The organism is Pseudoalteromonas sp. SD03 (assembly GCF_040937955.1).
Lineage (GTDB): Bacteria > Pseudomonadota > Gammaproteobacteria > Enterobacterales > Alteromonadaceae > Pseudoalteromonas > Pseudoalteromonas tetraodonis.
Genome location: NZ_CP162515.1, coordinates 485,634 through 505,484, shown reverse-complemented (window position 1 = coordinate 505,484; position 19,851 = coordinate 485,634). Strand labels below are relative to the sequence as shown.

The following is a 19,851-nucleotide window of genomic DNA, read 5'->3' as shown; positions in this document are numbered from 1 at the left end:
CTTCCTTATTGAGCTGTGTTGAATTACAACACAGCCTGAATGTTATTATAGTGGGCTGTTAATCTTTACTACGGTTTTACCAAAGTTCTTCCCACTGATCATGTCGTTAAATGCACTGATGGTGTTTTCAATGCCTTCTACCAGATGTTCGCGGTATTGAATTTTTCCGTCTTGTAGCCATTTTTGCATGTCGTTTGCAAACTCGTCATAGCGGTGGCCATAATCATCAAAAATAATAAAGCCTTGCATTTTGATGCGCTTAGTTAGTAATTGCCCCATTAGCATGCCCATGCGGTCTGGGCCCTCAGGCAAGCTGGTCGCATTATATTGCGATACCAAACCACAGATAGGCACGCGCGCTGAGGTATTAAGCAAAGGTAATACGGCGTCAAACACTTTTCCGCCCACATTTTCATAATAAACATCAATGCCTTGGTCACATGCTTTTTCTAATTGTTCGGCAAAGTCATCGGCTTTGTGATCAATACAGGCATCAAAGCCTAGCTTTTCAACGGCATGAGCACATTTTTCGCTGCCACCGGCAACTCCAACCACTTTACAGCCTTTAATTTTAGCAATTTGGCCAACCGTTGCACCAACAGGTCCCGTTGCTGCTGCAACGACCACGGTTTCACCTGCTTTAGGGGCGCCAATATCGAGTAAACCCATGTAGGCGGTAAAGCCAGGCATACCCATAATACCCAATGCGTATGAAGGGTTTGTTGGTTCTTTACCTAATGACATTAAGCCTTCGCCATTTGAGATGGCGTAAGTTTGCCAACCTGTGTACGCTAATACCCATTCGCCTTCGCTAAATTTATCGTTTTTAGATGTTTCTACTTGGCACACCGTTGCACCAACCATTACATCACCAATTTCGACAGGGTCGGCATACGATTTAGCATCGCTCATACGGCCACGCATGTAGGGGTCTAATGATAAGTAAATTGTACGCAACAGTACTTCGCCCTCTTTTAACGATAGAAGCTCTTTGCTTTTAAATTCAAAGTTGTCATTGGTAGGGGCGCCATGTGGGCGCGAGGCTAAAGTAAATTGACGGCTAGTTGTAGACATAAAAATCTCCAAAATAAAGTGAAAAAACCACCTATTACCGAATGTTTAAGCTTTAAAACAATACACGGCTCAACAATAATGCGCGGATAGGCAGATAAAATTTGTACCTTGATACACGAGCTTTGGGCGAGAGGGGGTTAATTCAACCTTTGCAAACATTTAATTAGAATAATTACTCTGTTTTTAGCATGCTAAATATATGGCTATCAAAATAGTGACCATTTTTATAAATTGCTTGTTTTAAAATAGCCTCGGTATTAAAGCCACTTTTAAGCAGCGCCTTTATTGAGCCCGCATTACCAGCAAATACAGCCGCATAAATACGGTTTAAATTAGTACTTTTAAACACTTCTTTAGTAATCAACCCAATGGCTTGGGTGATAATACCTTGCCCCCAATATTGCTGACTAAGCCAATAGCCTATTTCGCCACTGCGGCTATACTCAAATTCACCAGGAGTAATACCAATACACCCAACGCACAGGCCATCAACTTCGATGGCTTTAATGATGCCACATTTTGCTCCCTCGTTTACCCACCAATTCGCATCTGCCTGCGTATACGGAAATGGAATTTTAGAGGATAAATAGCGTGCTACTTGCTTATCGTTCAAAATGGTTACTATTTGAAAGGTATCGTGTTGCTTGAACTCACGTAAAATCATCATATGGTAAATAAGTTTATTATTATCAACCAATAACCTAGCAAGCTTTAGGCGTTTAAACAATGAAACTATCTTTTTAAAATTAAAGTGTATACAGCTATAACTTTGCTTTAAACTCTTTTAAAATATAATAAAAAGTACCTACACAGAGTCACTATGCACCCACACATTGCCGCCCTTTATAATAGCGCTCAAAAGCCCAGTCGTTTAATTATTGGCCTAATGAGTGGCACCTCTTTAGATGGTTTAGATGTGGCGCTATGTAAAATAACCGGAGCGGGTTTGCATACCCAAATAGAGGTATTAAAATTCACCACGGTTGAGTACAACGACGAGTATAAAACTAAAATAAAACAGGTGTTTGCTAAGCGCGAATGCGATTTAGAAGTGCTGACTTTGTTACATCCGTGGGTAGGTAAACTCCATGGTGCTATGGTTAATCAGTGTTTAGCACTGTGGCAAGTAAATCCAGCCGATATTGATGTAATAGCCAGTCACGGGCAAACTATTTATCACTGCCCGCAATCCCAACATAACCACCACGATTTTAAAAATGGCACGCTACAAATTGGCGACAGCGATCAAATAGCGGTTACTACAGGCATTACCACGATAGGTGACTTTAGGCAAAAGCATATTGCTGCTGGTGGTGAAGGCGCACCATTAGCTGTGTATGGAGATTATTTGTTTTTTGCCAGCCCAAATGAAAATCGTATTTTACTCAACATGGGGGGCATTGCTAATTTAACATTTTTACCTAAAAACGGCGATACTGGAGCGGTCTTTAGCTCTGACATTGGCCCTGGCAATACTATTATGGATGCTTATGTACAGCATTATTTTAAAGGGCTCCATTATGATGAGGGAGCTAAACTTGCCAAAGCTGGTAAAGTGAATACAAAGCTTCTTACTGCGCTTACCGATAACGCGTTTTTTAAATTACCTCTGCCTAAAACAACCGGACCTGAGGTGTTTAATTTAGCTTATTTACGGGCGGCACAAATGCATTCAACGACACAAAGACTAAACCACGAAGATGTTTTAGCGACTTTAAATGCCCTTTCTGCCACTACGATTGCTAAGGCATTAAATGACTGTGCTCAACATACTCAAGACTGTGTAGTGTATGCCAGTGGTGGAGGTATTCATAATCCATTATTAATGGAGCAATTATTGATGCACAGCCCAAACATTAAGGCGTTTAAAAACACCGAGAGTTTAGGCGTAAATCCTGATGCCAAAGAGGCCGTGCTGTTTGCTATTTTGGCAAATGAATGTTTGGCAGGGCAACGTCAAAGCTTAAATAATAACAACCAAGGGATTTTAGACATAACTATGGGTAAAGTGAGCTTTGCTGATTGAGTAATAAAAAACCAGTGGAAAATTGTGCGCCAATAACTAAAAAAGCGAAAGTAAAGCTGTTCCCATATTAGCGAAATACTGACGTACCCGATGCGGCCTAGGCGGCGCTATATAAGTTGCAGGTGCAGTATAACCACTACCAAATTGGTTAATATGCATATCAAACTGCAAACTATTTTTTAACGTGCCGTGCTTACCATGCAAAATCATTTGCATCACAAAATCATGACTATGTGCTATTTGACTCAAAGTTAGGTTGACTCGCCCTTGTTCTAGATCAGATAGGTTGAGTGTTTTTTCTGTGTAGTATTGAGCCGCTCGTGCATTTGGCTCAGTTGCGCTGAGTGAAATAATATCACTTTCATGAGCAGCCTCAGGTAAAACGCATTGCAGTGTGATTTGATGCTGACTGTTAGCATCCTGCGATAGCGTTTCAAATTCCATGCTGTGACTCATTGCCGCAGACATAGGATCTTCAAATGACGGAAGTGCAAAGGTAAGTTGCACTATAGATTCGCTCATGAGGGGCTTCAAATGCTATTTTTGATTAATAATGCAGCTATTATTACCGATCATTATTGCAAAATTATGACTAAACAAAACGACTTCATACATGAGCTGGTTTAAATTACATTTTACAACTAAAGCTATTGTTTTAAATCAATATTATATTTAATAAATAAACTACAATAGTCGCTTAATAATATCGTTTATTAAATGCAAGGACACAACGAGGCCTTAGCTTAGCAATAACAATAATGCTTTTATCGAGCTTGCTGGTTGTTAATTAATGTTGCCTTTATTGTTAATTAAAGGTGTTTATTTGTGTGTGTTTTCTTAATTTTGCAATAAAATTGCTTGAAAAAAAACCAAGCTAGCCATAAAGTGCTTTTAAGAGCCCAAATACATAACACACTACCAAACAGGTTGTGGCGGGGTTGTGAGAATTAGATGGCACTAATAAAAAATAATTTATGGAAACTCTTCTGTTTTTTGCTGTTGGGTGGCTTAATTTTATTAAGCGTGCTTTTGGTTTACGAGTGGAAAAACATCAAAAAAGATTACCGCACGAGCTCCCAAAATCGTGTGGAATTTTCTGCGCAAGCACTTAAAAGCACCCTTAGAAATAAAGAGCTGATGCTAGATTTAATTGGTAGAGATATTCTCTCTAATAATAATTTACATGAAAAAACGTCGACAATTAAACTTCTTGATAATATTTTGCTCGAAAATCCCGTGTTATTAGGCTTTGGACTGTTTAATCCGCAAGGCGAGATTATTTATTACAGCTCAAACTTAAACGCTTCAACCATGATCAACCTGAAAGAAAATAAAAATACACGCCAAAGCTTTGCGCAAACCCTCGTATCAGACAAAATGGTATTAGGACAGACTTACTTTAATGAATCTTTACAAGAGTGGGTCATCCCAATAAGAAAAGCATTACGCGATAAGAGCGGCACAGTAATTGCGGTTATGACGGCAGGTATGGCGGTGTCGAGAGGGGCTAAGTACTTAAATATTTTGCAAAGTAATCGTGATGATTACATCATGCTAGCAAGAGAAATAGATGGCTTTATTCAATACAGCTCGATTAGAGATGCAGATATAGCAAGTTATATAAAAACCCAGACTAAAGAGGCATTGGGGTTATCGGGTAATGCTTTGATAGAGCAAACAGGTAAAACAAAGCAAACACTTAAATCTTCCGAGGAAGTGTTTAGCATAGAAACGACGGTAAAAGGTAAACCGTATATCACCTCAGCAAAATTTGATAACCGTTATCAGTTGTGGACTCTGTCACAAATGGCGATGCAACCAATAAAAAATCTGTATTATTGGAAAGTTGGCTTGTATGTCCTAGTTTATGTGTTTATTTGTATGGTGCTATTTTTTGGTTTTAGGCTTATTGCACGTGCTGAAAAAAAGCGTATTGATGAGCTATTCCATCTTTCAAGACATGATGATTTGACCAAACTCCCAAATCGAAAAGCGTTACGAGATAGCTTTGAAGAGAAAAAAGAAACATCGTTTAGCTTAGCAATCATTAACATTACCAACTTGCGTTCTATGAATAATCGCTTTGGCATGGAGTTTGGCGATAAAGCGATAAAAACCTTTGCTGGCTTTTTAAAAACAACATTTTTATCACCCTATTTAGTATTTAGAAATAGTGGGAATGAATTTTGTATTATTGCACCTCACACTTTTGATGAGCAAAACAGACGTGCATTCGAGCATATTTTAGAGTCAGCAATCCAGCAATATGAAACCAACAATAGTGAACGATTACTTAATATAAGTGTGGGCATAGCCTGTTATCCAGAGCATGGTATAACAAAGAGTAAGCTCGTACGAAGTGCGCATTTAGCTAACCAGTGGGCAAAAGATACCGGCCAATGGCTGTGTCATTATCATGCTGATATTAAACAAGCTTACTTACGTCGTTTAAAAGTAGAAGAGCGGCTTAATATGGCGTTAAACGAGCAGTCATTGTCTATGGCGTATCAGTGCCAAGTAAATGAACAGGGTAAAATCCATGCTATGGAGGCGCTCATTCGTTGGCAAGATGGTGAGCTTGGTATGGTATCACCCGCTGAGTTTATTGCTATTGCAGAGCAAAGTGATTTAATTTTTAAAATTGGTGACTTTGTTTTAGCGCGATCTATTGGTGAGTTTGCAAAAATGCAGCAACACAGCGATACCCCTCTTGAATTGGCAATAAACATTTCAGTAATGCAATTTCAAAGTAGTGTATTTATTCCTACATTATTACACAGTTTAGAGACGCACAATGTTACTGCGCAAAGTATCATTTTAGAAATAACAGAATCCCTCTTTATGGATAATCTTGAACATGTGATTGATACGATTAAGAGCTTAAAGTCACGTGGAATACGCTTTTCAATGGATGATTTTGGCACAGGCTATTCATCACTGAGTCTTTTGAGACGCTTACCGATAGATGAACTGAAAATAGATAAGAGCTTTGTTGATGATATTTTGGTGGACTCTAAATCAAATAGTATGGTGCAAAGTATTATTGCCATTGCCAACAGCCATAACTTAAGTGTTATAGCTGAAGGCGTGGAAGAACAGGCACAGTTTGATATGTTAGTTGATATTGGCTGTAAACGTTTTCAGGGGTATTACTTTTATAAACCAGTGGCAGCAGCAACGGTTATTGAATACCTAACGGTTAATTAACTTATCCTGCAAATACTGTGGTGGCACGGCTAAGGCGGTCATTCACAGCCCCCCACTTACTGCTTACTGGCGGCTTTTCGATATAAATATTCATCGGTGTTGTCTCATCGATATTATGCAGCGTTTTATACATGTTTTTAGCATACTCAACAGGGCAAGCACTGAGCTTAGTAATGTACTGAGGCGAAATGTGATTAGCTAATAACTGTTGCTCTGCCTTGGTTGAATAGATTAAATAATGTGTTTGCAAATGGGGAGTGTTACTCAAAACACTTTGAAAGTCTGCGCTATTAATAAGTATTGCAGGAGCATGGGGCTGATAATGCGCCTTTACATTGCCAGGCACTGCCTCATTATGTGAAAGCGGTGTAGTGACATTCAGTCCGGTTTTTTGCAAAATATCTGCAGCGGATATAGGTCCTGGGCGTAAAATGCGAAGCTGCTCAGTGGTGGCATCAACAATCGTTGATTCAATACCCACATCACATTGACCGCCCTCTAATACCGCGCTAATTCGGCCATTTAAATCGCGCATAACATGGGCTGTGTTTATTGGGCTTAGTTGTTTGTAGCGATTAGCTGAGGGAGCTGCAAGCCCAGTATTTAATTGTTTTAAAACGGCTAAAAATTGCGGATGTGCTGGTACGCGTAAACCAATGCTATTCAAGCCACCTGTTACAGGGCTATTTAAATTATCTTTTGCATTTAAAATAAGTGTGAGCGGGCCTGGCCAAAAGGCTTCAGCAAGTGTAATCGCTGCCTTATTTACATTTTTTGCCCAGTAGTGCACATGTGATAGTTCAGGAATATGCACAATTAATGGGTGGTTTGTTGGGCGCCCTTTAGCGGCAAATATTTTTGCTACAGCATCACTATTGCTCGCATCGGCAGCAAGGCCGTACACAGTTTCTGTGGGTAAGGCAACGCATTCGCCCGCTTTTAATAGTGCCACGGCTTGGTTAATACGCTCTTCAGTATTCAATAATTGAGTGGGTTGTAATGATGTCATAATAACTCTTAAGGATTACAAAACTGGCAATATGTTGCATCAGCAACGCGTTTTTTATTCGTTTCAATGTGGCTAAAGCCGCAACTATCACATACTGAAGTAGTTGATTTCATTTGTTCTGTTGGCATATTACATAGCTCACAGGGCAAGCCTTTTGTGACCTGTTTAGCAACAAAGTTAGGGTTTTGGCACTGTGGGCATGTTGATGATAATCGCCTTGCAAGATCTTCTGCAGCTCGGCTAATAATTACTTGGCGTTGCGGGCTATACATGGCCCTCAGATCAGGCGTGATTGTACCTGTGCTTGGCGTTTTTTCTGTATACAAAGCAATAAGCGCTTCTATGCTAAGCCCTTTATGAAGCGTTTGGGTGTCGTCAAGTATCCAATGCTGGTTTTCATAGCGCTGACATGCAGTAGTGATTGATTCAGCACTGGTTTCACTGCTAATGCTTAAGCTGCTCGGCGAAAATGGCCCACCAGAGTATCCATAAATAGCATTGTTATTGTGTTTATCATAAAAACAAATAACTTCTTCGTCCCAGTTCATTAAACCCGGATACGGCCCACCCCCAAAACTGCCTTCACTGCCAAGCCCAAATTGCTCGCCTGTGAGTTCACATGCGCGCTGAGCTTTTGTCAGTGCCGCTGTGTTGGCACTACAATGACGTTGTACTTCGTGACTAAACATCCCAAGTGTATCGGTATCAAATAAATCAGTAGTGAATACCTCAAAACCAAGTGGCTCCAAAGCGGGAGCTACTAAAGGCGCCTTTTTATGTTTCGTGGCAATGACTATCTTTGGCATAGCTTATATTGGCTCATTAGAGGCTGAAATAGTTGAGAAATGTCCATTTTCGAACTGCTCTAGGGTATTATCATCGCCCCAGCGAATGAGAGTGAGCCAATGGTTATCAATCAGCTCCTTCACCATGACATGTTTGTTATAAATTGCCGCGATTGCCGATTGCGGCGCAGCAATATATACATTAAGGCGAATTGGTTCGTGCATCCATTTTTCCCCATTGTGCAGTGACTGCATGGCTAAGCCAATACGAAGGTCACCGCCATTACCTTCAAATAATCCAATATTACCGCCGACTGCATTGTGGAGTATTTTATTACCACTGCCGTATTTATGGTTGTCGGTAACCGAGGCATTATATTGACTATTGATCCAATGGGTTACTATCATGGGTGCGGTCATGATCAGTTCTAATACCGCAAATTCGTTATCGTTTTCCCATTCATAATCATGTAAAAAACAGCGTCCTTGTAAGTTAACACTGCGAGTCCATGCTCGTGGTGCAACAATAAAGGCGGCGTTATTAGCAAGCCCCCATTCTGGGCGTACTTGCGACCAATCGCGGGCACGCTGATGATAAGCATGGTTAATTTCATCCGCGGTTTTATTAACTAACTGCGGGTCGATATTTACTAAGCGTTCTTGCTGAGCGGTTTGCGTGGCAACAGTTAGCCATTTTTTCAGATTGTCATTAAGCTCGGTATCGTAAGCGGTGATGACATCCGTGGTTGTGTTATGAATAGCGGCAATAAATTGCGTGCTATGTGCCAGTGTTAGCCCTCGCTCTTTAAGCGCTTGGCGCACTTGGGTATCGTTTAGTAAGTTAGCCAGCACGCGTACATTAACTTCGCCACTTTGCCCTCCACAGGCTCCACATTCTAGGCCAGCGCTGTGCAAGTTATTAGTTGTATGACTGGCGTGACCTACCAACATAACATGCGGCGCAAACTCTTTTATTCCTAAGGTGTTAAGCACTTTTTGAGCTAAGTCGGTTTTGTCTTTTAGTGTCAGTTGTTGCTGGTTTTGTGTTAATTGCCAGTCGGTGGTTGCGCACTTTTTAGCTTTACCTTTAGATAAAAAGGTATTTTTTATTAATTTAAATGCATACAGCCAGCCTGCTGATTCAACCATAGAAAACGATGAGGGGGCTGATTTTGACCAACTTTGCCATGTAGCACTATTTTGACGAGATGCTTCAAGCGCCGCGTCTTTGTGTGTTTGTGTGGCATGTATGGCTGGTTTGAGTAGCCCTGGTAGTTGAGGACGAGTAATTGCACTACCATTTTCTTGATATTCTAGTGGCAAGCCAAAAAAACCGGCAAAGCCGAAGGTTTCTATATTTTTACTTTGCGATTCAAGCGCGCGGCGAATAACCTCTGAGCGTACATCAATACAAAACACCGCTTGTAATTGAGCGTTGTTCACTGGTGTTTTAGTGGCGCTTTGCAGTGCATGATTAAGCGGGTATTGATAGCTCAGCTCCAGTGCTTTTGCCCACACCCATAATGGCTTTTGTGCTAATTTGTGTGCATGCAGGCGCTCAACTACGAGTGACTTTTCTTGCTGCCACTGACTTTGTAGTTGTTTAAATGAAGCACTATCATGATCTGCCAGATACTGCCAAATAACCAAGTCCCATGCCATTCGCATGGCCAGTAGCTGTTTCATATCATCTTTGGGTTTAGCGTAAAGTTGGCCTTGGAATCGCAAATACGCCAACCACGATGCCCAACCATTAATATCTAAAAGCAGCGAATGAGCATATAACTCTAACGAGTCGTTATCTATATTAAGGGTTGAGAGTGTTAGTGCAATCAGTTCATCAGCGCAAGTGGGCAGTCGCTTAAAGTAGCCATTTAAATGCTTTTCATCCATTACAATACTAATGCCTTTATCCGCTTGAATAACGGTTAACCAATGGCGATATAAAGGTGATTGTGATGATGTGTCATCACCATGAAGCATAGGGCCAAGCTGCTGATAATGCGCGGCACAAAACTGGCTCAATTGATGGGTGATTTCATCATGCCAAGCCATTTTATGTTTATTGCGCTGCTGGTCGAGTAAATCTGCAATGTTGTGCCAATCCACTAAAGGAACATCAATGTGAAGGGTTTTTATGAGTTGCTCATGCGTAAAGTCACTGTTAAGTAACTTGGCTGCATCGGCTAAGTGGTTATCAGTAATTATGCCGTTGTCGTACTTGTGCTGATAAAAGTCTTTAGGCATGAGCATATTGGCATTACATAAGGTATCAATGCGTGCGCTTACATCTTCAATAGGCAGGTGGCGCATTTCCCAAAATGGGTTAACGGCAATCATCTGATCTAAAGGCCAGTTTGGTGCTATGTAACCGCATACTTTATTAAGTATGTTGTTTTCAGTGTCACTTAACGATAATGCCGTGTGATTTGAATGCGTTTGATTGCTCATTTTGATTCCTCAACGGTGATTCCAGCTGCATGATTTTTTAAATCGGTGTGGCCATTATTAGGTAAATTTATCGGCCATATTTTTAGGGTTAACCGCGTAAACCACTCATCTAAATACAAACCTGCAAATAATAGGGTGGAAAGTGATTTAACCTGTGGTCGCCAAGACTGGTAGCGTAAAAAGTAGCTGGCAATCATTAACGTTAAAATAAGGGCTATTACCCAGCTATCGGCGAGGCTAAATGCAGCTTCGCGCCACTGCTCAAGCTCTAGTGCTAAAGTAAATATATTTTTAGCAACCACATAGCTAAAAACTACTAAGAGTGCAATTAACAACTTTTTACTGCGAGTTTGCACGTTAGAAGCGCCATGTTGGTTGGCCAGTAAAATAGTTAAAGCCGATGCTAAAAGTAGCCACACACTGACCGCGCCTTGATAGCCGCTAATGAACCATGCAGCGCCAACTAGGGTAATCGACACCAATGCCCCCGTTAACCAAGCAAAGCACGTGGGTGATTGTTTTGGAATGTGGCGGCGAATCAGATCTTCGTTTACACCGTTGCCTGAGTTTAAAAATGCAAAGGCTTTATAGGTTGAATGAGTAACAAGGTGAAGCAGAGCCAGTTCAAATAATCCCAGCGCACATTCTATGAGCATTAATCCCATTTGCGCACTGGTAGACCAAGCAAGCCTTACTTTAACGCTTATTCGGGTAGTCATTATCAAAGCGCTGATCACCGTAGTTAAACCAGCAATAATTAAAATTAACCACTGTGCAGCCGCAGCTTGAATAAACAAAGGCGCAAATAAAATTAATAAAAAGCCACCTAAATTTATCACCCCAGCATGCAATAAGGCACTGACGGGTGTAGGCACCTCAACCACTTTGATTAGCCAGCCATGCATAGGCAACTGAGCACATTTGATTAAAGCTGCAAAAGCGATTAAAAAGGCCGCGAATTGTTCAGCCAAAGGTAGCGGTAGTGTGGTGGTGTGATAAAAAGTAGTGATATCGCTAATGTATAGGCTATTGTGAGTAACCGATAATATAATAAATGCGACGAGTAATAAGGATTCAGCTACGCGTGCCACAATAAACTTTTTATGAGCGGCGAGTACCGCACGAGGGCGCTCAGGATAAAACATTAATAGTTTATGCAGTGCTAAACTAATTGACACCCAGCCTAGCCAAAATAGCGCTAAGTGATTGCTCATAACTACAATCAGCACTGCGGTTACGGTTAATAGCAGCCAGCGCCAAAAATAGTTTACACGTGGCTCACCTTGCATATAGTGTTTGCAAAACCGAATTAATATTAGCGTTATGAACAGGATTAGTCCTAGCATAATAGCGCGGGTCACTGAGAGCGATAAGAAACTCAGTAAATCAAAGGCATAAATACGATAAAGTGCAACGGCACTGATAAATGCAACACTATTAAATAGCATCACTTTAAACAGTACATTGCCATTTGAGGCACAAGGTTGTCGGCCAATTAGCCACGCCGCTAAAAATGTGCTTAATGGCATCATTAGTAATAACAACGAAATAATATACTCGCTCATTCAGTGCTCCTTATTTAGTTATTGGAGTATGACAAACTAGATAACTAAATAAAAATAGATATAATGCATATAAACGTTCTATAAAAGAGAACTATAATGAGCCGTTTGAACTACCATCACTTGTATTATTTTTGGTCTGTTGCCCGAATTGGTAACTTAACCCAAGCCGCTAAAGAGCTGCATTTATCGCAGTCAGCGCTCTCCACTCAAATTAAACAGCTAGAGCACACCATTAATATTGAGTTATTTGAACGTAAAGGACGTACCTTGGCATTAACCGATATGGGAAAGCGGGTGCAAATGTACGCTAACGATATATTCACTAAGGGCGAAGAGCTGTCGTCTTTTATTCATAAAGGGATGATTTCCCAAACTCAGCATTTATCAATCGGGGTGCTTAATACGCTCTCTCGTAACTTTATCGAGGAATTTATTAACCCTTTAATGAGTAACGACGAAGTACGCTTTTCGCTTACTGCAGGGCGTATGGATGGGCTGTTAAATGGTTTGGCAGAGCACGAACTGGATTTAGTTTTAACCAATAAACCCATCGGACTTGAGCACTACGATCAACTGTGGCAAAGCCAGTTGGTATCTCGTCAGCCATTAGCCATAGTGGGCCCTGCAGATAAAAAAACACGCGGTCAATTTCCTAGCGGTTACACAGATGCACAATGGGTGCTACCCAGTAAAACCTCCGCGATTAGAGACTCATTTAATGCTTTGTGTGCCCGCTGGCAATATCAGCCAAAAATAAAAGCAGAGGCTGATGATATGGCTATGCTGCGATTACTTGCTCGTGATAGTGGTGCACTATCGGTATTGCCATCAGTTGTAGTAAAGGATGAAATAGAACAAGGCCTACTGGTTGAATACCAACGTTTACCTGATGCATTTGAGCACTTTTATGCCATTACCGCACAGCGCAAATTTGTACCTGATATACTCAAATCATTGCTCGCCAAAACGTGTTAATTACTTTTAAACTAACGTTTTTATTAAAATATTTTATGCTTGAATAATAAAAAAAGAATTAAAGGTTTTAATTAGATGGCCGACAAAGTACTTAATTGTACTGAAGATTAAGGATAATCATGGTTAATAAACTACAAGGCAATTATGCTAACCTAAATGCGTTGCTTGCCCAATCAGTCAATAATTCAAACCACAGCAATGTGCCCACAGGTTTACAATCGAGAGCTCACTTAGCGCCAAGCACGGCAACAATCACTGATGAAATGCTCAGTCAGTTTAGTGACGAACAAGTCGATGAAATACTTAATCAGCAATTATCCTCTTTACTCACGATTTCCAGCACACCCAGTGGCTCAAATTATAAGCTCTCTAGTGAAGAGGTTGCACTACGTACGGTGATAAGTTCTCAGCAAGAGGGCCTATTAAAAAATGAACGTAGTGATCAGTTAATTGAGCGTTTAAACAGCTCGGTAAAAAATATTCAAGGCGCTTATGCTAACACTAGCGATATTTTATCAAACTTGGGGCAGCTTGGGTTCAATCAAAAAACGTTTTTAGCGTCTAGTCAGCAGCGTGTTGAACGCTCGCTAGACCCCTTTATGGAAAGTTTTAACCGCGAGCGATATGAAGATGATGATAACTATGGGTTTGAGCTTTCGGTAAAAACCAAAGAAGGTGATGTTATTAAAATCACTCTTCATTCTGCGCAAGGTTATGATGAGGAAACAGGCGAAACCACTGACGAATTTAGCGTAAGTTATGAAGTAGATGGCGACTTATCTGAGGCTGAACACCAAGCATTAACGCAAGTACTTTCTGGTGTTGGTGAAATGGCGGATGAATTTTTTAAGGCTAAACAAAGCGCTTACAGTCGTTACGTACCCGCAAACCAAGCTGATTTAGATTTAAGCTTTCTAAGCAATTTTGATAACAAAGAACTTTCGGGTTTTGATTTGTATTTTTCAACGTCAGAGGGAAATACTGCCGATGCTGATGGAGCGCTACTTGGAAAAGACAATGAGCTTAATTTAAGCTATACCCTTGATGAGGATTCTGAGCAGCAAATACTAGAGTTTGAATCGGTAAATGGACAGAACAACATTGATTTTTCGCTTGATATGTCAACCATTGGCGCTCAAGACAAAAGCCAAATGCAGCAATACATAAAAGCGCTCGATAAGAGTTTAGAAGATAGCCAGCTCAATAGCTCAGAGAAAAGTACGCGTTCGGCGTTTGGCCAAAAAAGTGATGAAGTAATGAAACAAGGGTTGGCTGTATTTAAAAGTGCGTTTAGTAGTATGTCATCAGCCGCTGAGCGCTACAGTGAAATTGAGTCAGTTGCTACAAAGCAGTTTACTAATGGACGCGAGCTTGTCGCTAATTTAGTTGACAATATGATCACCCGTGATCCACGTTATCAAGGGCTAGGAAGCAGTAATAAAAATTCCTTAGGTGATGGTATATCTAAGTTAGCTGATTTTGATGCGAAATTTTCTTTTGCAATGGATCAAGGTGATTACATAGCAACAAGCACCACAAAGCTGAGTCAAAATACAGAACACCAAAAATCAGCAGGGTTAACTGGAGTTACTCAAGATAAAGCGGCGAGCACGCGTTTTAATTATGAAGAAGGTAACCGCTCTGACATCCCTCCTGATTATTATGACAAACAAGAAAATTACACTATTGGTACCGCTGTAAAAAATAACGAATTGGTTGCCCTTGATCAGGCTCATGAGGTGGATGTAGATAAAAAAGTGTATCAGTTTAATCCCGAAATATCTCAATACGAGCTAAAAAAGGAATTAAAAGAAACAACCACCAGTGAGAGCAATATTCGTGTTATTAACGATATTTGGCTCGAGAAAAATGAAGATAGTCATCGTATGGATGAAAGAAAACGACTCAGTGGTGTGGGGGCGACGAATGAGTTTAGAACAACATCGAGTTATTCACATACGCAATTAGTAACATTAATCGGTGACTTAGATAAATTAGAACAAAACAAAGAAGCCAAACGTGAGTACTTAGCCGTTTTATCACAAGTGGATGATTTTATGGATAAAAGCAAGTAACTTTTATTTACTTAAGCTCGATTGTGGGTATAGTAACTAAAACACTATTTAAGTATAAGATTATGTTTAAACAATTAATTTTTCTTTTAATGTTGAGTTTACCACTGGCAGTGAATGCAACGCTCAAACCACACTCGGACGTTATTTCTGCTAAGCGTTTATTAAGCGAGCACGATAAATTTGCTAAACAATACCAAGCATTTTCGCCTACACCCCAAGACGTTGCATTGATGCAAAAATTAGTAGGTAAAGAGGTGTTAGTGCTTTTAGGTAGCTGGTGTCATGACAGTGCTCGCGAAGTACCTCGATTAATAAAGTTACTTGATGAGTCTAAGGTTGAACTTTCGAAAATAACCTTTGTTACAGTCGGTTATGACAAACGTGATGAGGCAGGTATTGCTCTAGCGCATGACTTACAATATACCCCCACTTTTATTATTAAGCATAACGGGGTTGAAGTTAACCGCGTAGTAGAAAAACCCAGCGGCACTCTCGCCCAAGATTTAACCTTGGGCTTATAACGAGAGTCAGCTAGCCAGTATTATGTTCGAGGTTTTATTTTTACACTGGCCAATCAGCGGCGTCTAAGTCATCTAATTGTGCATCGCAGTGCTCATTTCCTTGCCACTTGGCAATATATTCACCGTGCGGATCATATTGCTGGGTTTGTTTTTGCAAATTAAAGTGACGTCCGCCGCGCGGATCTACGCCAACTCCAGCAATATATTGCCAGTTGCCCCAATTAGCGGCTACATCGTAATCAATAAGTTGTTGTTCAAAGTAAGCAGCGCCATAGCGCCAGTCTAGTTGTAGTTCGTTGACCAAACAGCTGGCTGCAATTTGTCGTGAACGGTTAGTGATAAAGCCCGTTGCGTTAAGCTCCTTCATAATAGCGTTAACTAGCGGATAAGGGGTACTGCCTTGGCACCATTTAGCAAAACGATTCGGGCTAAAAGTGGTAAGTGGCGAGCTTTGTTTTTTACCTTTAAAAGTAAATAACTGATGCTTCACATTAATTGCATGCCACTTAAAATACTCACGCCAGAGTAATTCAAACTTAATCCAGTAAGTTGATTCATTTTCCCCATGCTGCGCTTCATAAGCATCGACTGCACAAAAAATTTGCTTGGCACTAATGCAACCAAAAGCCAGCCAGCTACTAAATTTAGTTGAGTTATCAAAGCCATCCAGCTCATTACGGGTGATTTTATAGCTGCTTGGTAAAGCTGATGAAAAGTACTGTAGACAATGCGTAAGGCCGGCTTTGTGTCCACCTTGGAGTAAAGAGTTTCCTGTTGGCGGCTCTGATATAGGCTGTTTAGCACATAAAATAATAGGCGGTGGAAGTCTTTTTGCTGAGAACGGCACTGAGGATAAACTGATACCAGTGGCTTCAATCTTTTTTCTAAAAGGGGTAAAGCCGGTTGGTAAATCAGCAAGTTCAAAGGGCAGTTGTTGCTGTTGATATAAGGTGTCTTGCATCACAGATTTAAATACCACAGTGGCGCATTTCGATTTAACTGCGGTAATTTGGCGTTGCTCATAAACGCCTATTTGCTCGCTATAAACAACTTCATCAATGCCAAGCTCATTAATACGCTGTGTGAATACCTTTACCGGATCGCCTTCTAAAATATGCAAGGTTTGGCCAAGCCCTAAAACAGACTCCTGTAGCTCGTATAGGCTTTGCATTAAAAAGCGTTGTTTATGTACACCATAGGGTTTTTGTTGATAGTTATTGCTTTTAAACCAAGCAGGATTGATCACAAATACGATATCAAGTTCACATTGTTGTTGTGATAAATCATTGAGTATGGGGTTGTCATCAATGCGCAAATCATTTTGCAGCCAATACAGAATACGTTTTTTCATACTTAAGCTCTGGTTTTTAAAATCATTAACTTTACGAAGCAAAAGCGGGTAGGGATTAGTTTTGAGGTGTTTAATAGGGTTTTAAAAAGAGGCGGTAACAATACCGCCTCTCAATTTGTTCTAGCTTTATTTTAAATAGCTGATTTTTGCTGTGCTATCCAGTCATTAATTACATCTTCAAGTACCGCCATAGGGAGTGAACCTTGACCAATAACGGTATCGTGAAAGCTGCGTATATCAAATTGTGCGCCTAGCTGTTTTTCTGCTTTGGCACGTAGTTCGCGTATTTTAATTTCGCCCATTTTGTATGAAAGCGCTTGGCCTGGCCAAGAAATATAGCGGTCTATTTGATCTTCCACTGCGCTTTGTGGCAAAGCGGTATGATCAGCCAAATAATCAATCGCCTTTTGGCGGCTCCAGCCAAAGGCATGAATACCGGTATCAACCACTAAGCGCACTGCGCGCCACATTTCGTAGCCTAAACGGCCAAAATCGCTGTACGGGCTTTGGTAAAAGCCCGCTTCTTTACCTAAACGCTCTGTATAAAGTGCCCAGCCTTCGCCAAAAGCAGAGTGGCTCAGTGTGCGTCTAAACTCAGGAACGTCTAATTCCATAGCAATGGCGTTTTGTAAATGATGCCCAGGTATGGCTTCGTGTAGGCTAAGTGCTTCTAAATTATATAAAGGCTGCAGTTTTGGAGTTGAGGCTAAAAAGTAAGTCCCCGGTGAACGATTATCTGGCGGTGGCATATAAAATGCGCCACGACTCGCTGAGCCTTTAATAGTAAAAGTATTGCGCGGTAAGTGGCCAAAGTAAGTAGGGAGTTTGCCATACATTTTTTGGGTTATAAAGGCGGTTTTTTCGAGCAAGTCTTGGGCGTCTTTTGCGTAAAACTGCTCATCGGTTGCCAAAAATTCTAAAAACTCGCTATAGCTGCCATCAAAGCCAACTTTATCAATAATACTTTGCATTTGCGCTTTGATGCGCGCCACTTCTTTTAGACCAAGTTCATGAATTTGTTTAGGTGTAGCGTTAGTTGTGGTGTAATAATTAACCGTGTACTTGTAATAATCAAGGCCCCCTTTAATACTTGTAATACCCGGCTGCGATCTACAATGTGACATATATTCGTTTTCAAAAAAGTCGTAAAAGTGCTGATAAGCAGGCACAACTTTTGAGGCAATTAACGCTTTAGCTTTATTTTGGTAAGTTTCTTTTTGCGCTGCGCTAAATGTATTAGGGATACGGGTAAATGGCTCATATAAGGCGCTATTCTCAGGTTGTTTAACTATATGGGCGCTAATACTTTGGCCATAATTTTTAAACGTTTCGCAGTAGTGGGTAAAACCAGTTTGAATGCCTTGCTTCATTAAATTAATGTTTTGCTGATTAAAGCGCGGGTAATCACCAAGGCTCACTAAAAAGGCATCGTAATCCTCGGCGGTTAAAAAGGCCATGTTAGCCGGCGCTTCTGCAAAGTAAGTATGCCAGCCACTTAAAAAATTAACCGGAAAGTATTTATCTTGGTAAAGGTAGCTTTGCTGCTCGGTTTCTCGCTCATATTTAAACAAGCGGTAGTTCATTAACTGCTCGCTATTGAGCGTTTTAGGATCAATGCTGGCTAAGTTTTTTAGTACGCTGTTGTTGTAAGCTTGGCGCTTCGCAATGGCTTGCTCGCTCCAATCGGGTAGGGGGCCGTTGGGCTTCCAACCATCAGGATCAGTTCTAAAAAATATTTTCTCAGCTTTGGCGTTTTGCCAGTGGTTATCAATAATGGTTTTTAAATCGCTGTTACTGTCGGCTAAGCTTGGCAGCGAGGTGGCTGCTAAGGCAATAGCTAAAATTGTTTTTTTTAGCATGTTGAATTTCACTTTTTAAAATTTTAATTATTATTTATGCGCGCTGATTTTATGATAATAACAAGTTCACTCAATTAATGCGTTGGTTTTTAACAGCAGTCTAGCTTATTGTTTTACTGGTGTTTAAAATAAAACATATTGGGGTGGCGATATTTAATAACGTATTTTGCTAACCGATAAGGCGAATAGCCAACACCCAAATATTTATTGAGCATTTCATGCTTAGCTTTGCAGGTTCGAAATCCGATTATGATGAAGAAAAATGGATTGGGATTACTCGCTGTACTTGGAAAAAAATGTCAGATAATGCACATGAGTTTGTATTGGCAGGTCACACACCATTAATTGGCCTGATACACAAAGCGTTAGAATAACTATTTAACTTTAGGTATTAAAATAAAAAGGATTTTTGAAAATGTTGTGCCCTCGAACAAATACACCATTGGAGCCTATATTAGTTGGCGGTATCACTGTTTATACATCGTCGTTAGGCGGCGTTTTTTTCGATAACAGCCAAATTTTTAAATTTAGCTCGCCAGAGTTAAAACATGGTCAGGTTTTACTTAAGTATTTGAGTAATTATGCCGAAGGTGAGGGTGAAGTCGCAATGCGAGTAAATTGCCCTAAATGCCCAAGCATAGTGATGATGCGTAGGTATTTTTCACCGCTAAAAGCAGTTGAAATAGATGAATGCCCAAGCTGTGCAGGAATATGGCTTGATAGTGGCGAATTAAGCAAAATACACGAAAACCATTTAACACCCAAAGAACGAAAACTGCTAGCCCATGAAATGGCCACCAATCATGGGTTTATAACTATTAAGCCGCCAAAATCGAAATATTATCCTAAAGCGCCTAAAAACGTTCAAGGCACTACAGTTGAACGGCTGGTGCAATTGGCATTACTTAATTTTGAATCATAAAAAACGGCGTCCTATAAAGTACGCCGTTTTT

15 protein-coding genes and 1 pseudogene are annotated in these 19,851 nt (G+C 40.5%); 7 read left to right on the top strand and 9 right to left on the bottom strand.

Going from position 1 to position 19,851, the window contains the following annotated elements; all coding sequences use genetic code 11:
* Positions 1-45: 45 nt before the first annotated feature.
* Positions 46-1,074 (bottom strand): NADP-dependent oxidoreductase, encoded by a 1,029-nt coding sequence (locus tag ABZP26_RS18660; protein ID WP_138686949.1) that lies wholly within the window; start codon positions 1,072-1,074, stop codon positions 46-48.
* Between the two features lie 172 nt (positions 1,075-1,246).
* A complete protein-coding gene (locus ABZP26_RS18655) occupies positions 1,247-1,741 on the bottom strand; it encodes a GNAT family N-acetyltransferase (protein WP_368485889.1) in 495 nt (164 codons plus the stop codon).
* Between the two features lie 153 nt (positions 1,742-1,894).
* On the opposite strand from ABZP26_RS18655, the gene ABZP26_RS18650 reads away from it, so the two are divergent.
* Positions 1,895-3,100, top strand: coding sequence for an anhydro-N-acetylmuramic acid kinase (locus ABZP26_RS18650; RefSeq protein WP_138687061.1), 1,206 nt, complete (start codon positions 1,895-1,897; stop codon positions 3,098-3,100).
* A gap of 36 nt (positions 3,101-3,136) precedes the next feature.
* Here the strand turns inward: ABZP26_RS18650 and ABZP26_RS18645 are convergent, their stop codons facing one another.
* Positions 3,137-3,622, bottom strand: a complete 486-nt coding sequence (locus ABZP26_RS18645) for a hypothetical protein (protein WP_013462913.1) — start codon at positions 3,620-3,622, stop codon at positions 3,137-3,139.
* Positions 3,623-4,237: 615 nt separating this feature from the next.
* Between ABZP26_RS18645 and ABZP26_RS18640 the strand changes: the two genes are divergently transcribed.
* Positions 4,238-6,307, top strand: coding sequence for an EAL domain-containing protein (locus ABZP26_RS18640; RefSeq protein ID WP_368485656.1), 2,070 nt, complete (start codon positions 4,238-4,240; stop codon positions 6,305-6,307).
* Between the two features lies 1 nt (position 6,308).
* Here the strand turns inward: ABZP26_RS18640 and ABZP26_RS18635 are convergent, their stop codons facing one another.
* Genes ABZP26_RS18635 through ABZP26_RS18620 form a run of 4 tightly spaced genes read right to left on the bottom strand, consistent with a single transcriptional unit; the run spans position 6,309 to position 12,117 of the window.
* Positions 6,309-7,316, bottom strand: a complete 1,008-nt coding sequence (locus ABZP26_RS18635) for an L-threonylcarbamoyladenylate synthase (protein ID WP_368485655.1) — start codon at positions 7,314-7,316, stop codon at positions 6,309-6,311.
* 8 nt (positions 7,317-7,324) lie between these two features.
* On the bottom strand, positions 7,325-8,122 hold the full coding sequence (locus tag ABZP26_RS18630) for a DUF6671 family protein (RefSeq protein ID WP_290191192.1): 798 nt from the start codon (positions 8,120-8,122) through the stop codon (positions 7,325-7,327).
* A gap of 3 nt (positions 8,123-8,125) precedes the next feature.
* Complete coding sequence (locus ABZP26_RS18625) at positions 8,126-10,552, bottom strand: DUF2309 domain-containing protein (RefSeq protein WP_368485654.1); 2,427 nt, start codon at positions 10,550-10,552, stop codon at positions 8,126-8,128.
* Positions 10,549-12,117 (bottom strand): NADH-quinone oxidoreductase subunit L, encoded by a 1,569-nt coding sequence (locus ABZP26_RS18620; protein ID WP_368485653.1) that lies wholly within the window; start codon positions 12,115-12,117, stop codon positions 10,549-10,551. Before ABZP26_RS18620 ends, ABZP26_RS18625 begins: the two co-directional genes overlap by 4 nt.
* A gap of 96 nt (positions 12,118-12,213) precedes the next feature.
* On the opposite strand from ABZP26_RS18620, the gene ABZP26_RS18615 reads away from it, so the two are divergent.
* From ABZP26_RS18615 to ABZP26_RS18605, 3 genes are all read left to right on the top strand, one after another.
* Positions 12,214-13,092 (top strand): LysR family transcriptional regulator, encoded by an 879-nt coding sequence (locus ABZP26_RS18615; protein ID WP_368485652.1) that lies wholly within the window; start codon positions 12,214-12,216, stop codon positions 13,090-13,092.
* 119 nt (positions 13,093-13,211) lie between these two features.
* Positions 13,212-15,167: a hypothetical protein gene (locus ABZP26_RS18610; RefSeq protein WP_368485651.1), complete on the top strand. Its 1,956-nt coding sequence runs from the start codon at positions 13,212-13,214 to the stop codon at positions 15,165-15,167.
* Between the two features lie 62 nt (positions 15,168-15,229).
* Complete coding sequence (locus tag ABZP26_RS18605) at positions 15,230-15,688, top strand: thioredoxin family protein (RefSeq protein WP_058155738.1); 459 nt, start codon at positions 15,230-15,232, stop codon at positions 15,686-15,688.
* A gap of 40 nt (positions 15,689-15,728) precedes the next feature.
* Here ABZP26_RS18605 and ABZP26_RS18600 read toward each other — a convergent pair whose 3' ends face one another.
* Both ABZP26_RS18600 and ABZP26_RS18595 read right to left on the bottom strand, forming a co-directional pair.
* Positions 15,729-17,039, bottom strand: coding sequence for a DASH family cryptochrome (locus ABZP26_RS18600; RefSeq protein WP_058155739.1), 1,311 nt, complete (start codon positions 17,037-17,039; stop codon positions 15,729-15,731).
* A 131-nt stretch (positions 17,040-17,170) separates the two neighbouring features.
* Positions 17,171-18,898 carry a DUF885 family protein gene (locus tag ABZP26_RS18595; RefSeq protein WP_058155740.1) on the bottom strand — a complete coding sequence of 576 codons (1,728 nt, stop codon included), beginning with the start codon at positions 18,896-18,898 and terminating at the stop codon, positions 17,171-17,173.
* Between the two features lie 200 nt (positions 18,899-19,098).
* Here ABZP26_RS18595 and ABZP26_RS18590 point away from each other — a divergent pair.
* Together ABZP26_RS18590 and ABZP26_RS18585 are read left to right on the top strand one after the other, a co-directional pair.
* Positions 19,099-19,272: pseudogene (locus tag ABZP26_RS18590) on the top strand (DUF4202 domain-containing protein); the annotation flags it as partial.
* 41 nt (positions 19,273-19,313) lie between these two features.
* Positions 19,314-19,820, top strand: coding sequence for a zf-TFIIB domain-containing protein (locus ABZP26_RS18585; RefSeq protein ID WP_013462925.1), 507 nt, complete (start codon positions 19,314-19,316; stop codon positions 19,818-19,820).
* Positions 19,821-19,851: the final 31 nt, after the last annotated feature.

Coding starts and splice junctions, on each gene's coding strand:
- ABZP26_RS18660 (WP_138686949.1), bottom strand. CDS start 1,074: ATGTCTACAACTAGCCGTCAATTTACTTTAGCCTCGCGCCCACATGGC.
- ABZP26_RS18655 (WP_368485889.1), bottom strand. CDS start 1,741: ATGATGATTTTACGTGAGTTCAAGCAACACGATACCTTTCAAATAGTA.
- ABZP26_RS18650 (WP_138687061.1), top strand. CDS start 1,895: ATGCACCCACACATTGCCGCCCTTTATAATAGCGCTCAAAAGCCCAGT.
- ABZP26_RS18645 (WP_013462913.1), bottom strand. CDS start 3,622: ATGAGCGAATCTATAGTGCAACTTACCTTTGCACTTCCGTCATTTGAA.
- ABZP26_RS18640 (WP_368485656.1), top strand. CDS start 4,238: ATGCTAGATTTAATTGGTAGAGATATTCTCTCTAATAATAATTTACAT.
- ABZP26_RS18635 (WP_368485655.1), bottom strand. CDS start 7,316: ATGACATCATTACAACCCACTCAATTATTGAATACTGAAGAGCGTATT.
- ABZP26_RS18630 (WP_290191192.1), bottom strand. CDS start 8,122: ATGCCAAAGATAGTCATTGCCACGAAACATAAAAAGGCGCCTTTAGTA.
- ABZP26_RS18625 (WP_368485654.1), bottom strand. CDS start 10,552: ATGAGCAATCAAACGCATTCAAATCACACGGCATTATCGTTAAGTGAC.
- ABZP26_RS18620 (WP_368485653.1), bottom strand. CDS start 12,117: ATGAGCGAGTATATTATTTCGTTGTTATTACTAATGATGCCATTAAGC.
- ABZP26_RS18615 (WP_368485652.1), top strand. CDS start 12,214: ATGAGCCGTTTGAACTACCATCACTTGTATTATTTTTGGTCTGTTGCC.
- ABZP26_RS18610 (WP_368485651.1), top strand. CDS start 13,212: ATGGTTAATAAACTACAAGGCAATTATGCTAACCTAAATGCGTTGCTT.
- ABZP26_RS18605 (WP_058155738.1), top strand. CDS start 15,230: ATGTTTAAACAATTAATTTTTCTTTTAATGTTGAGTTTACCACTGGCA.
- ABZP26_RS18600 (WP_058155739.1), bottom strand. CDS start 17,039: ATGAAAAAACGTATTCTGTATTGGCTGCAAAATGATTTGCGCATTGAT.
- ABZP26_RS18595 (WP_058155740.1), bottom strand. CDS start 18,898: ATGCTAAAAAAAACAATTTTAGCTATTGCCTTAGCAGCCACCTCGCTG.
- ABZP26_RS18585 (WP_013462925.1), top strand. CDS start 19,314: ATGTTGTGCCCTCGAACAAATACACCATTGGAGCCTATATTAGTTGGC.